At 38.2% G+C, this 14,110-nt stretch carries 12 protein-coding genes and 1 tRNA gene; 10 read left to right on the top strand and 3 right to left on the bottom strand.

Annotated features, from left to right (window positions below; all coding sequences use genetic code 11):
• Positions 1-12: 12 nt before the first annotated feature.
• The 9 genes from murC to SJY23_RS01405 all read left to right on the top strand — a co-directional run bounded on the left by murC (position 13) and on the right by SJY23_RS01405 (position 10,118).
• Positions 13-1,365, top strand: coding sequence for a UDP-N-acetylmuramate--L-alanine ligase (gene murC, locus SJY23_RS01445; RefSeq protein WP_396597198.1), 1,353 nt, complete (start codon positions 13-15; stop codon positions 1,363-1,365).
• Positions 1,366-1,450: 85 nt separating this feature from the next.
• Entirely contained in the window at positions 1,451-2,071 is a 621-nt protein-coding gene (locus tag SJY23_RS01440) for a cell division protein FtsQ/DivIB (protein WP_396597197.1), read from the top strand.
• A gap of 71 nt (positions 2,072-2,142) precedes the next feature.
• Positions 2,143-3,492 (top strand): cell division protein FtsA, encoded by a 1,350-nt coding sequence (gene ftsA, locus SJY23_RS01435; RefSeq protein ID WP_396597196.1) that lies wholly within the window; start codon positions 2,143-2,145, stop codon positions 3,490-3,492.
• A gap of 92 nt (positions 3,493-3,584) precedes the next feature.
• Positions 3,585-5,603: a cell division protein FtsZ gene (ftsZ, locus tag SJY23_RS01430; protein WP_396597195.1), complete on the top strand. Its 2,019-nt coding sequence runs from the start codon at positions 3,585-3,587 to the stop codon at positions 5,601-5,603.
• Positions 5,604-5,804: 201 nt separating this feature from the next.
• Complete coding sequence (locus tag SJY23_RS01425; protein ID WP_396597194.1) at positions 5,805-6,254, top strand: GatB/YqeY domain-containing protein; 450 nt, start codon at positions 5,805-5,807, stop codon at positions 6,252-6,254.
• Between the two features lie 203 nt (positions 6,255-6,457).
• Positions 6,458-8,416, top strand: a complete 1,959-nt coding sequence (locus SJY23_RS01420; protein ID WP_396597193.1) for an OmpA family protein — start codon at positions 6,458-6,460, stop codon at positions 8,414-8,416.
• Positions 8,417-8,451: 35 nt separating this feature from the next.
• Positions 8,452-8,525: transfer RNA gene (locus SJY23_RS01415), tRNA-Arg, on the top strand.
• A 259-nt stretch (positions 8,526-8,784) separates the two neighbouring features.
• Entirely contained in the window at positions 8,785-9,324 is a 540-nt protein-coding gene (locus SJY23_RS01410; protein WP_035336005.1) for an RNA polymerase sigma factor, read from the top strand.
• Positions 9,321-10,118, top strand: a complete 798-nt coding sequence (locus tag SJY23_RS01405) for an anti-sigma factor domain-containing protein (protein ID WP_396597192.1) — start codon at positions 9,321-9,323, stop codon at positions 10,116-10,118. Before SJY23_RS01410 ends, SJY23_RS01405 begins: the two co-directional genes overlap by 4 nt.
• 472 nt (positions 10,119-10,590) lie before the next feature.
• On the opposite strand, the gene SJY23_RS01400 is transcribed toward SJY23_RS01405, so the two are convergent.
• The 3 genes from SJY23_RS01400 to SJY23_RS01390 form a co-directional block, all read right to left on the bottom strand.
• The gene (locus tag SJY23_RS01400) at positions 10,591-11,880 is read right to left on the bottom strand and encodes a tetratricopeptide repeat protein (protein ID WP_396597191.1); all 1,290 of its coding nucleotides are present in this window, start codon (positions 11,878-11,880) and stop codon (positions 10,591-10,593) included.
• Positions 11,881-11,957: 77 nt separating this feature from the next.
• The gene (locus SJY23_RS01395) at positions 11,958-12,581 is read right to left on the bottom strand and encodes a hypothetical protein (protein ID WP_396597190.1); all 624 of its coding nucleotides are present in this window, start codon (positions 12,579-12,581) and stop codon (positions 11,958-11,960) included.
• Positions 12,582-12,600: 19 nt separating this feature from the next.
• Positions 12,601-13,305: a DUF4331 family protein gene (locus SJY23_RS01390; protein ID WP_035336011.1), complete on the bottom strand. Its 705-nt coding sequence runs from the start codon at positions 13,303-13,305 to the stop codon at positions 12,601-12,603.
• Positions 13,306-13,478: 173 nt separating this feature from the next.
• Here SJY23_RS01390 and SJY23_RS01385 point away from each other — a divergent pair, with 173 nt between their 5' ends.
• The gene (locus SJY23_RS01385) at positions 13,479-14,012 is read left to right on the top strand and encodes a hypothetical protein (protein ID WP_396597189.1); all 534 of its coding nucleotides are present in this window, start codon (positions 13,479-13,481) and stop codon (positions 14,010-14,012) included.
• The last annotated feature ends 98 nt before the right edge of the window (positions 14,013-14,110 follow it).

The following is a 14,110-nucleotide window of genomic DNA, read 5'->3' as shown; positions in this document are numbered from 1 at the left end:
TAGCATATAAAAATGAAACCTTTAAAAGACATACAGAACATTTACTTCATCGGTATCGGTGGGATAGGTATGAGCGCTCTAGCTTTGTACTTCCATAAGGAGGGCAAGAACGTAGCGGGTTATGATAAAACGCCTTCAGATGTTACTGCAGCTTTGCAAGCCTCTGGTGTTAAGGTTCATTTTGAAGATAAAAAAGAGGGGATTGATAGTTCTTTTACTAGCAAGGAAGATACCTTAGTGGTGTTTACTCCTGCCGTTCCCAAAATGATGGGGGAGCTAGTATATTTTCGCGAAAGCGGATTTATGCTTAAAAAACGTGCAGAAGTGCTTGGTATGATTGCAAATCAAACCTTCTCGCTTGCTGTTGCAGGAACGCATGGTAAAACAACTACTTCTAGTATTTTAGGTCATCTACTTGCGGCATCCGGAGCCCCGGTAACTGCGTTTATAGGTGGCATCACAAATAATTACAATGGTAATTTAATTCAAAAAGGTAGTAATGTCGTGGTGGTAGAAGCAGATGAGTTTGATCGCTCTTTCCTTCAGCTTAGGCCAGATATTCTCTGTGTGACTTCAATGGATGCAGATCATCTTGATATTTATGAAGATGAGGCAGACCTTATTGCTACATTTCAAGAATTTGGGGCGCTAGCTCCAGAGGATAAGCGTTTTGTGAAAAACGGACTTCCACTTGCTGGAAATACGGTTGGTATTGAGGAGGATGCAGATTATACTGCGCAGCGAGTACGCATAGAGAATGGCGCTTATGTCTTTGACTTGCATTACCCAGATGGCGTTTTAGAGAATTTGCAATTTAGTCTGCCAGGAAGACATAATCTTTTTAATGCTGTAGCTGCTTTAGGCATGGCGTTATCATACGGTAGCCCTAAAGAAAAGTTGATAGAAGCGCTAGCGAGTTATTCAGGCGTTAATCGCCGATTTACATACCGTATCCAAAAAGAAGATATGGTGTTGATAGATGATTATGCGCATCACCCTACAGAAATCGCTGCGGTGCATCAAAGTGTAAGAGAGATGTATCCAGAGGAGCGTGTGCTTGCTATTTTTCAGCCACACTTATTTAGTAGGACTAAAGATTTTATGAGTGATTTTGCAATAGAGCTTTCTCGTTTTGACGAAGTAGCCCTATTAGATATTTATCCAGCAAGAGAAGAGCCTATCGATGGTATTACTAGCGAAGTATTGCTTAGTGAAATGACGCTTTCGCGAAAGCAAATCATACAGAAAAACGAGCTTGTTGATTTGGTAAAACATACGAATCACAAAATCGTTGTGATGATGGGTGCTGGAGATATAGGTGTAGAGATTTTAAAAGTAACGAAAGAACTGCATGGTGAAGGTTAACTGGTTTTACATAAAGATGTCGGTTTTACTGCTGTTGACAGTGTTTTTGTTTGCGTTTGCCATTCAAAGAAATGAGGCGCGCACAGTGGCCGAAGTTAGTGTTTCGTTTAAGGATGAAAGTGCTCCTTTTGTGACGCGTGAGACCGTTAATAAATTGTTGATAGTAAGTAACGAAAAGCTTGCAGGAAAGGCTAAAGAAAATATAGCTTTGAGTGAGATGGAAAAGCGCGTCAAGGCGCATCCAATTATCAAGAATGCAGATGTTTACGTAACGATGGGTGGTGATATAGGTGTTGCAATAGAGCAACGTAAGCCTATAGCGCGACTTGGCGGTGCTATTTCTTTTTATATAGACGAGAGTGGTAAGGTGATGCCGTTGTCCCAAAATCACTCTGCACATGTGCCGCTTGTGACTGGAGCAACGGAGAAAGACGTAAATGAAGTGTACAGACTGGTAAACTTTATTAGGAATGACAAGTTTCTTATAAAACACATCATTGGTATAGCTCGAGCAAAAAACGGAGAGTATACATTAAAGGCTAGAAAACTAGGGTATACTATATCACTTGGTAAGGTAGAAGCGTTAGAAAAGAGGTTTAGTAACTATAAGGCTTTTTATGAAAAAGCGCTTAAAGATAAAAGTTTAGATAAGTATAAAACTATAGAGCTTAAGTATGACGGGCAAGTAGTTTGTGAGAAAAAATAAAACGGGGATTGAGCAAGCTTTCGCTTATTCCGATAGCTATCGGGAGGGAGTAAACTCTCAAAATTAAAGGTATGGAAAATCAAAATATCGCAGTAGGACTGGACATAGGGACCACGAAGATCGTGGCAATGATAGGGCGGTACAATGAATACAACAAGGTGGAGATTCTCGGTATAGGGAAGTCTAAAAGTCTTGGTGTACACCGTGGTGTGGTAAATAATATCACCCAGACCATACAATCTGTGCAGCAAGCTGTGCAAGAAGCAGAAGATGTATCTGGAATTAAAATTCAAGATGTAGTGGTAGGTATTGCTGGCCAGCACATACGCTCATTACAGCATAGTGATTATATAACTCGTAACAACTCTGAAGAGGTAATTGATGCAGCAGATATTGATGCGTTATGTAACCAAGTACATAAACTGGTAATGTTACCAGGTGAAGAGATCATTCATGTATTACCACAAGAGTATAAAGTAGATGGGCAAAGCGAGATTAAAGAGCCTATAGGGATGTACGGTGGTCGTGTAGAAGCAAATTTTCACGTAGTCGTAGGTCAAGTTGCATCCATAAGAAATATTGGTCGTTGTGTAAAGAGCGCAGGATTAAACCTAGATCGTATTACACTTGAGCCACTTGCATCTGCAAATGCTGTGTTGAGTCAAGAAGAAAAAGAAGCCGGAGTAGCACTTATCGATATAGGTGGTGGTACAACAGATCTTGCCATTTTTAAAGATGGAATTATTAGACATACAGCTGTAATCCCTTTTGGAGGGAATATTATTACAGAAGATATAAAAGAAGGTTGTTCAATTATTGAGAAACAAGCGGAGCTTCTTAAAATTAAATTTGGTTCTGCATGGCCAGGAGAAAACAAAGACAATGAGATTGTCTCTATCCCTGGATTGCGTGGTCGTGAGCCTAAGGAAATAACACTAAAGAATTTGTCAAAAATCATTCATGCTAGAGTTGTGGAGATTGTTGAGCAGGTGTATCTAGAAATTAAAAATTACGGACACGAGGAGCAAAAGAAAAAGCTAATCGCAGGTATTGTACTAACTGGTGGAGGTAGCCAACTCAAGCACTTAAAACAGCTAGTAGAATATATTACTGGTATGGATACTCGTATAGGATATCCTAATGAGCATCTTGCTGGAGATAGTGATGCAGAGACTACGAGTCCGCTATATGCTACCGCTGTTGGATTAGTGATGAATAGTCTGGAACATGGTTTATATAATAGCCAACTAGAACCAGAAGAGGAAGTTATTGCAAAAGAAGAAGAGGTCTTTACAGAGACCATTAATGAAATACCAGAAACTGATATCGAGGCTAGGCCTAAAAAACCACAAGCGCCTAAAAGAAGCATATTTGATAGATGGGCAGATAAGTTTAAAGATTTTTTAGACAACGCAGAGTAGTTTTTAAATCGATAAAGAATAAATAAGGAATAATAAGATAGCTACGCAAGTAGTAATTGATTGTATAAGAATAAGGGGCAAAAACAAATCATATGAGTACGACACAATTTGATAACATCACATTCGATCTTCCTAAAAACCAAAGTCACGTAATTAAAGTGATAGGTGTAGGTGGTGGAGGTAGTAACGCTATTAATCACATGTTCCAGCAAGGGATAAATGGGGTAGATTTTGTAATCTGTAACACAGATGCACAAGCACTAGAAAATAGTACAGTACCTAATAAGATACAACTGGGAGTAGGTCTTACAGAAGGTCTTGGTGCTGGGGCAAATCCAGATGTAGGAGAGCAGGCAGCTATAGAGAGTGAGATGGATATCAAGCAAATGCTTGGTACTAATACAAAGATGATATTCATAACTGCCGGAATGGGTGGTGGTACAGGAACTGGTGCAGCACCAGTAATTGCCAAAATGGCTCGTGAGCTTGATATCCTAGTCGTAGGGATTGTCACGATACCATTCCAGTTTGAAGGTAAAATGCGTAATGAGCAAGCTCAAAAAGGAGTAGATAGACTTCGTGCCCAGGTAGACTCACTCATTGTTATAAATAATAATAAACTCCGCGAGGTGTATGGTAATCTTGGTTTTAAAGCAGGGTTTAGTAAAGCAGATGAGGTTCTTGCAACTGCTTCACGCGGTATCGCAGAGGTAATAACTCACCATTACACACAAAACATTGACTTGCGTGATGCAAAGACAGTGTTGAGTAAATCTGGTACAGCTATTATGGGTAGTGCTACTGCTAGTGGTACAAGCCGTGCAAATGAGGCTATATCAAAAGCACTAGACTCCCCATTACTTAATGATAATAAAATTACTGGGGCTAAGAATGTATTGCTACTTATTGTGTCTGGTGGTGATGAGATCACAATCGATGAGATAGGAGAGATAAACGATCACATTCAAGCAGAAGCTGGGCACAGCGCAAACATTATTATGGGTGTAGGTGAAGATGATTCCCTAGGTGATGCAATTTCAGTAACGATTATCGCTACGGGATTTAATGCAGAGCAGCAAAATGATATTGTAAATGTAGAGACTAAGAAAATTATTCATACGCTAGAAGAGGAGCAGAGAGCACAGCAAGATCTAATGCCAGATGCTACAGTTGAGATTCCACCTTCGGCACCTGTAGCTCCACAAGCACCTGCGCCTCCTAAGAAAATAGTGCACACACTTGATCTTGATGAAATAGAGGAGAAGAAGCCTACCGCTTTCGCGAAAGCGCCTGTAAAAGATATTACAAGGGAGCAACCAGTGCCAGAACAGGCTCCTAAAGTAGAGCCGGTACAGCCACCTACACAACAGTATAGTATGGATATAGTTCCTACTACAGATGTTATTAAGAATATCACTGTTGTATATGATGAGGTATTGGCAGAGAATGAGGCAGATTTTGAAATTATCGATACCACGGTACGTAAAGAAACTGCTAGAGTAGAGCATAAAGAACCAGAAAATAACGGAATGTTGTTTTTTGACATGCCATTAACCACTGAGGCTCCAGTAGAGGAAGAAGATGAGAAGCCTATCATGTTTGATCTTGATGACACCACAGCATCCATCGAAGTTAAGGAGCCTGTAGAAATTGTGCCTGTCACAGAGCACACTAATAATGGAGAAACTCGATATAGTCTTGAGGACTATATGGAACTAGAAGAGACACTCTCTAGTGCATATAGTGATGATGATGAAGCAGATGTTGAGGAAGAAACAATTGTCTTTGAGACAAAAACAGTAGCGCCTAAACAAGAATCTGAGGATGAAAATGCAGAGGTGGACCCTATGAATAGTCCTATCTCACAAATCCTTATAGATAGAGCATCTGAGCGCAAGCGTAAGATGAAGGAGTTCAATTACAAATTTCGCACAAATCAGTCGCGTATTGAGGAGATAGAAAAACAGCCTGCATACAAGCGTATGGGGATTGACCTAGAAGAAACTCCAGCTAAGGATGGTAGTTTGTCTAGAACATCACTTTCTACAGATGATAACGATGAAATTCAATTGAGAAGTAATAACTCATTTCTACATGATAATGTAGATTAAGCAGATAATGCTTAGAGTTTTTAGCGACCCGGCTATCTTCCCCAAGATAGTCGGGTTTCTTTTTTATAAGCTATCTGTGTTGTGTATATAATTTCGCTATTTCTCGTATCTTCGTGGTCTTAACTACTTATTATAACCAATAATTATAGCTCTCAAAATCCATAACTAAAACGGAGTGATGAGCACAAAATATATACTACTATGAGCCTATCTACACAAGTGATGACCGCAATGAAAGAAGCAATGAAAGCTAAAGATCAAAATGCACTAACATCATTACGTGCTATAAAATCTGCAATCTTACTTGCGCAGACAGAGACGGGTTCAAAAGAAGAGATTACCGAAGAGCAGGAGCTTAAATTGTTGCAAAAACTTGTGAAGCAGCGTAAGGATAGTGCAGCTATTTTTACCGAGCAGGGACGCAATGACTTAGCAGAACCTGAGATAGCACAGGCAGAAGTGATAGCTCGATTTTTACCAGAACAAATGAGTGAGGCAGATGTAGCTAAAGTAGTAGATGAGGTCATTGCTGCAACAGGAGCCCAAGGGATGAAAGATATGGGAAAAGTGATGGGACAGGTAAATGCTAGACTGACTGGAAAAGCAGATGGTAAAACGATTAGTACAATTGTTAAGGCACGTCTTTCTTAAAAGTATATAGATAGCTTATTTTTTTTAAAACCCTTGTATAATAGCCTTTTATGCGTGAAAGCAGTCTTTTCATCGAATTGACAACGTAGTTGTGTCATTTAAATAAAAGGTTTACTAATATTGTGCTCCCCAGCGAGACTCAAGCAGTCTTTAAATAAACCCCCTAAATAGTTTTTAACGTTTAACTTTTATACCAACAGGTTATGAAGGGATTTATGAGGTGCGCCTTTATTCTAGTGATTATTTTGAGTGCCGTAAGTAGCGCAAGTGCTCAACAAGGAAAGCTTGCGAGAGCAAATAAAAAGTTTAATCAGCTAGCTTATATAGATGCGATAGAGATTTATAAAGACCTCGTTGCAGAGGGTTTTAAATCATATCAAGTTTTTAATAAAATTGCAGAGGCTTATTACTATAATGGTAAGTATTCTCAAGCCCAAGAGTGGTATGGCAAACTCACAGAGAGCTATGCAGATTCTGTAAGTGATGAGCATTACTTTAGATATGCTCAAACACTACGCGCTATAAAAGAATATGATAAGTCTGATGAGATGATGCAAATATTTGCAGATCGCAGCGGAAATGATTTTAGGGCAAAACTATTCAAAGAAAATCCAGATTATACAAAGGTAGAAGGCTATCGAGAAAGCTATTATACGGTTAATATGATACGAGAGATGAACTCTCGATACTCAGATTTTGGTCCGTCATATTATAAAAACCAAGTGATTTTTGCTTCGGCAAGAGATACGGGTTCTATTACAAGACGTATACATAAGTGGAACAATCAGCCATTTCTAGATTTATATAAGTCTACTATGAAAGAAGACGGAAGCATGTCTCCGCCTTCACGTTTTCACCGCAAGGTAAATACTATCTTCCATGAGAGTACTCCCACATTTACTAAGGATGGAAAGACAATGTATTTTACAAGAAATAATTTTACAGATGGAGATTTTGCAAAATCGTCAGATGGGATTAATAAATTGAAGATCTATAAATCTACGCTGGTAGATAAGGAAAAAGGAAGTTGGTCTGAAGCGGTTGAAGTTTCATTTAATGAAGAAGAATATGCTACTGCACATCCTGCGTTAAGTGCAGATGGAAAAACCTTATACTTCTCATCAGATAGGCCTGGAAGTGTGGGGTTGTCAGATATTTGGAAAGTAGCTATTAACGGGGATGGAAGCTTTGGTGAGCCTGAAAATCTTGGCAAGCCTATAAATACAGAAGGAAGAGATGCCTTTCCATTCATGAGTAGTACAGGAAATCTTTACTATGCCTCAGATGGATACCCAGGGCTGGGAGGACTTGATATTTTTGTGACTAACCCATCTTCAGAAGAGATTACGGTTGCAAGTTTGGGTGAGCCCATTAATAGCTCTGCAGATGATTTTGCGTACATAGTGAATGATACTTTAAAAACTGGTTTCTTCTCTTCAAGTCGTAACCAAGGAATGGGCAGTGATGACATTTATAGATTCAAGCAAAAGGAAAAGCCAGAGCCACGTTGTGACGTAGATGTCTTAGGATTTATCACGGATGCAGTTACAAAGCAACCTATAACGGATGCAAAAGTACAGCTCATGAATGCCGATAATGAAGTGGTAAAAGAAGTTGATGTAAATTCTCGCGGGTTATATAGATTTAGTCTTGTTTGCTCAGAGAATTACGTGATCCGTGCGACTTCAAAATTATATTATGCAAAGGAGGTGATAGTAATCACACCGGCAGAACCAGAAACTTTACAAAAAGATATAGAGCTTGAGTTGAGACTTACAGAAGTGGGCGTGGGTGATGATCTTGCAAAACTTCTTAAGCTTAACCCTATTTATTTTGATTATAATAAATCTAACATAAGACCAGATGCAGCGCTAGAACTTACAAAAGTGATATCGGCCATGAAGCAAGTGCCAGATATGGTGATAAGTGTAAGGTCTCATACTGACAGTAGAGGTAAGGATGACTATAACCTGTCACTTTCAGATAGAAGAGCAAAGTCTACAGTTGCATATATTATTTCTAGAGGTATCGATGCTAGTAGAATTACTGGTCAAGGCTATGGAGAGACAGAGCTGGTAAATAACTGTGATAATAATGCAGACTGTACAGAGGAACAACATCAGTTAAATCGTCGTTCAGAATTTATTGTGATTACTCAGTAAAGATTTACATTTGCGCTTTCGCGAAAGCGTAAAAAGGCTCAGTAGTTCAACTGGATAGAATATCAGATTTCGGCTCTGACGGTTGGAGGTTCGAATCCTCTCTGGGTCACGAATAAATAGAAAAGGAGGAAATAATTTGAGCTTGCTCAGAAATTATTTTTCTCCTTTTCTATTTTCAAAGCGGAGCTTTGTAGGATCACCGAAGCGCAGCGGAGGTAATCCTTTCGTGAAAGTTTCCATTACAGATATATATTCCAGAAGCTAGTAGGAGAGTGAGATTAATTACAACCACATGTAAATTATTATAGGCTTTAACAGTTCAATAGTTGCATATGGTAAATCATAATCCTACATTGGTAGTCTAATCTATGATGACACAACCAGACGCATTAATTAATAAGTTTCTCGAGAAAGATCCTGCATCTTTTGAGAAAATTTATGAACTCTATAGCGAGAGCTTATTTGGAGTCATAAATAGTGTTGTACATAACCAAGAGGTGGCAGAAGAGTTATTACAAGACACCTTTGTTAAAATCTGGAACAATTCAGATAAGTACAACCCTTCAAAAGGAAGATTTTTTACGTGGATGCTCAACATAGCTCGCAATGGAGCTATAGACAAAACACGTTCTAAAGATTTCAAAAATCAAAAGAAAAACCATACTGCCGAATATTTCGTAGATATTCTCGAGGAGAAAGGAAGTTTTAATACTTCGGTAGATGCGATAGGTATCAAGAAGTATGTAGACGTCCTAGAGCCGCTCTGTAAAAAGATAATTCATTTCTTGTTTTTTCAAGGTTACACTCAAAAGGAGACAGCCGAAGAGCTAGACATTCCTTTAGGTACCGTAAAAACACGAAATAGAATTTGTATTAAAAAACTTAGAGATATAGTAGGCGTAGTATGAAAAATTCACAAACATATATAGATTCAGGGGTTCTCGAACTCTTTGTATATGGAACACTTCCTGAAGAGGAAATGGTGGAGATTGCTCGTGAGGTATCTCAAGATACAGCGCTACAACAAGAAGTAGTAGAGATCGAAAACCACTTAATGCATCTTGCTAAGGCAGCCGCTCCTGGTGAGCCTAAGGATGTGAGTGTTCTAAGAAAGTATATAAAAGATAATGATACAAAGGTAATCCCGCTTTCGCGAAAGCAAACACCTATCATTGCATTTATGGGATGGGCTGCAGCAATATTACTGCTTGCGGGTATAGGTTACTTATACACTGAAAATAACAAGCTTGAAGATCGTATTGTTGATACGGAGAGAGAATTGTTACTTCAAGAAGGTAAAACACAGGTTGCAGAAACAAACCTCGATCAAACTAGAGGATTGCTTAATGTAATACGTAAACAAGATTTAATTGCAGTGCCACTAGGAGCGCAAGCTATAGCACCAGAAGCTTATGCATCTGTGTATTGGGATAAGAAAAGTGGTAAAGCATATATAGATGTAAAAGGTTTACCAGAACCTCCTAAAGGGAAGGTTTACCAAGTGTGGTCTCTTACCTTAGAGCCTCTTACGCCTACGAGCATAGGAGTTCTTGATCAGTACGATGCTAGCGGAAATCAAATATTTGAACTAAGCAACCCTAATGAGTCCGAAGCCTTCGGAATTACGTTAGAGCCAGAAGGAGGAAGTGCTTCTCCTACACTAGAGCAACTATATACATTAGGAGTGGTTGCAGCATCTTAAGGTGCTTAAGAGACTTCTAATTACATTTAATATACATACGTATAGTATCAATTTAAAAACTCCTTGCTAGTTCTATAGTAAGGAGTTTTTTATAATCCATCAATTCACTTACCAACAAATAATCTCGCTAGTTTATTAACTATTCATATAGTTATGTAGGCTCTAGCGATGGTCTCATGGGATGTGCTTACTTAGTTAACTTTCTAAAAGACCTTACATGGCGATGGCTTATTCGAACAGGATGCCCATTGCTTTCGCGTGTAGGTCATATATTATTATGTGTTACTTGAGCTTATGCTTATGAAGTGGTGATAAGCTAATCTAACTTATGAAACATAAAAAAAGCGTCTTACTCAAAAGAGTAAGACGCTCATACAAACAAAATCAAAAACTATCCAACCATTAATAGTTTTCTAATAACCTTACTATATCTACGTAAAACATTGTCAAGCGGTTTCGTAGATTAGGAAAATTATAAATTTTGTATTTCTTTATAGGTAACAGGACCTAGTTCAAAGCTTGTTTCCAGTAGCTCTTCCTTCACAGGCGCTAGCTCATTTTTCATATCAAGAGCTTTATATATTTGTGCTGTGTGGAACTGTGCCATAGGTTCATGAGTTTTACCAATTACATGTTCTTGAGTTATGCTTAAGGCTTTTTCATAATCTCCATTTCCATAATAAGCATGTGCTAGTAGGTCATAAGACATAGGAGTGGGTCTATTGTTTACTTCCTTTTGAGCTAGGGTTATAGCCTGCTGTGATGTCTCAGGCTTGCTTGCATATATTTCAACTAGGTAAGCTCCATACATATCTCCGTAACTTGGATTTGAAACTCGGGATAAAAAATTGTTTAACGCTTCTCTGGCGCTATCTTCATCGCCAGTGCTTTCATAAATCTCTGACTTAAATAATTCATAATCTGGGCTTTTACTATCTTTTTCTATAGCTTCAATTATGCGCAAAGCTTCAGTAGGATTGTTTTCATAGGAGTATGCAATCCAGGCAATTCCTTTTTTTGCGTAAGCATTACTAGGATCAATTGCTAGTGCTTTGAGATAGTGGTTGTAAGCATCATTAATTCTTCCTGCATGACCATAATAATCTGCGAGATTTGTGTAGACCCACACTTGTAATCCCTTTTGCTTGCTACTTTCTGCAATGGCTTTTGCAGCTTCCATGTGCTGGATTGTTTTGTCAAGGTTTCCTTTGTAATCTTCCAGTTTGCCAAGTCTTATCAAATAGTTGTAGTCTGAGAAGTCTGTTTCTTTTGTTAGGATTTTTTCTGCCTTCTCATAATCTCCTAGTTCCATGGCTACATCAAAGGCAACTAGATTAATAGCTTTGATTTCTCCACCAGCTACTATACGAGCGCTATCTACAAGTGTTTTTGCTTCTTTAAAACGGTGCTGAGTGATGTAGTTTTGGGCTAATGCTAGTAGTTTACCATCTTTGCCTATGTTTGTTACTAGCGCAGATCTTGTAAGGTTTTTTTCGGCATTTTTAAGTTGCTCTATTGATGCATTAAGTTGAAAGATCTTCGTTTGCATTCCTGCACTTTTTGATAGCTCAATAAGCTGGATGCTATCCTCTTTTATCCGTTTATTCCAGAAGCTCAATTCTTTTTCTGCCTTTGCAATTTCTTTTGAGTTACTTGTTTGCAGGTATTTTTCATAATCTGCTTTGTTAAGAATGTTTTTGTCCTCATTTGAGCATGAGATAAAAAGCGCGGTTGTGAGAATTAGTAAGGTTGTAAATTTCATAAGATTGTTTGATTTTGTACAAAAAAGGGTCTGAACAAATCAGACCCCTTTTAAGCTAATTAAAAATAATTACATTTTTATTGTGGTCCTACCAAGTATGGAAATGTATTTGTTCCCATAGCACCTGTTCCAGCGCTTACGTTATCTGTAACTAAAATTGGTAAATCTGCTGTTCCATCATCATCAAGATCTTGTCCGTTGTATTTGTCTCCATTATTTCCTCCAAAAAGTAAAATTAGAGATACATCTACAACATCATCACTAAGAGTTCGACCTGTTAAAACATTAGTTCCATCAAAATATGTAGTAGGTGCATCTGGTGCAACCTGTAATACGTCTTGAGCTAATATTGTTGTAAGCGTTGGAGCGTCTAGACCTAAAATGTTTGTTTCATATTCAACTCCAAATGCATCGTGCAGGGCTACAGCTTTGTTTAAGAAGTCTGCTTGAAATCCAGCAACCATCTCAGAAGGGATTGTTGTATTAAAGCTATTTTTTGATGCACTATCTCCTCCTAATACAGTATTAATTGCTGCACGTCCCATTTGATCTTGTTGAACAAACGTTCCAGAAAAGTCAACCTCTGTAGGTGTAGGTTCTGGGTCGATTGTGATAGGTGTGTTATCGTCGTCGTCGCTACATGATACAACTCCCGCTAGAAGAACTGCTGCAAATAGATATTTTATATTTTGTAATTTCATGATATATGTCTTTTAACTATTATTGTTTTGTTTTTGCTTCAACCCAAGTATTCCAGATCTGAACACCTGTTCCAGCTGGATGTGCCGAAGTACCACCTAGTAAAGTGTTTGGAACTTCAACTACTACAGAAAGTACGTTTGTCCCTTCAAAAGGATCTGAAGCATTTTCAGCAGTTTGAAAACCACCGTTTGGTCCAGTTGTTCCTGTAAAAGGTCCTTCAGGATTTCCTACAACAGCATTAAAAGTTGTAAAATCAAAGAAAAAAGGATCTGCTCTTAATCCAGCAAATATTTTAATTCCATCTGTGGTAGTCATTGTGACAGCGTCATCTCCAGTAGAGATATCTACAGATCCTATAAGAGCGCTTTCGTCAATCGTACTGTTAAGTCCTGTTGAAGAAATTTCATAAGGTCCAAAGAAATACATTTTCCCATCTCTTGGGATTGCCTGTATTACTCTATCTTCCACTAGATCACCATCGTTGTCTATGTTGAACTCAACAAGGACGTTCTCGTCAAACTCAGCTTCTCCAGCTAGCGAACTTTGCACGTTTGCTACAAATACGGTGTTGCTTGAATTTTCAGCACTTTCAAATGCGAAGTAATCAGTAATGTCTGCGGTTGTTCCGCCTACTGCAGGAGCATCTAAGTGATCTGCTGCGATAAGTGCACCTACTCCGAGTAAGACAGCACCTGCGATTAGAATTTTTGGTAATTTTTTCATTGTTGTATATTGTTTATTTGAGAACACTTACGCAGTTAATATTCGTGAGGTTTCTATTAAGACGTTAAAATCTTGTTAAGAGAAAAATCTAAGAAACCAAAACACCAGATGGTTATTCTATATATTAGCAGCAACACACAAGAAATAACATAACATAAATTATATATAATATCATGAATACCATATTAGGAATAGGAAGCAGGATAGACCATAACAAACTAGGTAAAGGTGTAATTACAAATGTCACTTCAGAATTATATTGGGTTACATTTATAGATGGAGGACTAGAGACAATTACCTTAGATGATAATTTTGAAGTTATAGAGGCGATAGAAGGTGAGGTGGATAGTGTGAGTATGTATGAGGTAGAAAAAACCTTCCGAGATCTATTAAAAAGATACAGTGATGTCTCAGAGGTAGTCCCTATTGCAGATAAGTGGAGGGGAGGAATGATGACATTATCTCCTAAGGATAGTAACTTGTCATCTAAGGATATATCAATAGAAAGCTTCTTTCATAAAATTGTGATGGTACGTGACCGAGTGCGCGTTATGGAGCAAAAGATTAATGCCAGTAAGATACTAGACGATCAAGATAAGATTGATCTCCAGCAGTACATAACACGTATTTATGGTAGTCTTACTACGTTTAACGTGCTGTTCAAAAATTCGTCTCAAAACTTTAAAGGTGCGTCTTCTAAAAGGTAAATGCTGAGGTAATTGGATACAGCAGACTATTTATAATATAAGTACGCTTTCGCGAAAGCAAAAAATAAATACCTCCCGTAAATTATAATAGATACACC

Source organism: Dokdonia sp. R86516 (assembly GCF_044596715.1).
Lineage (GTDB): Bacteria > Bacteroidota > Bacteroidia > Flavobacteriales > Flavobacteriaceae > Dokdonia.
This window is presented reverse-complemented; position numbering and strand designations above follow the sequence as displayed.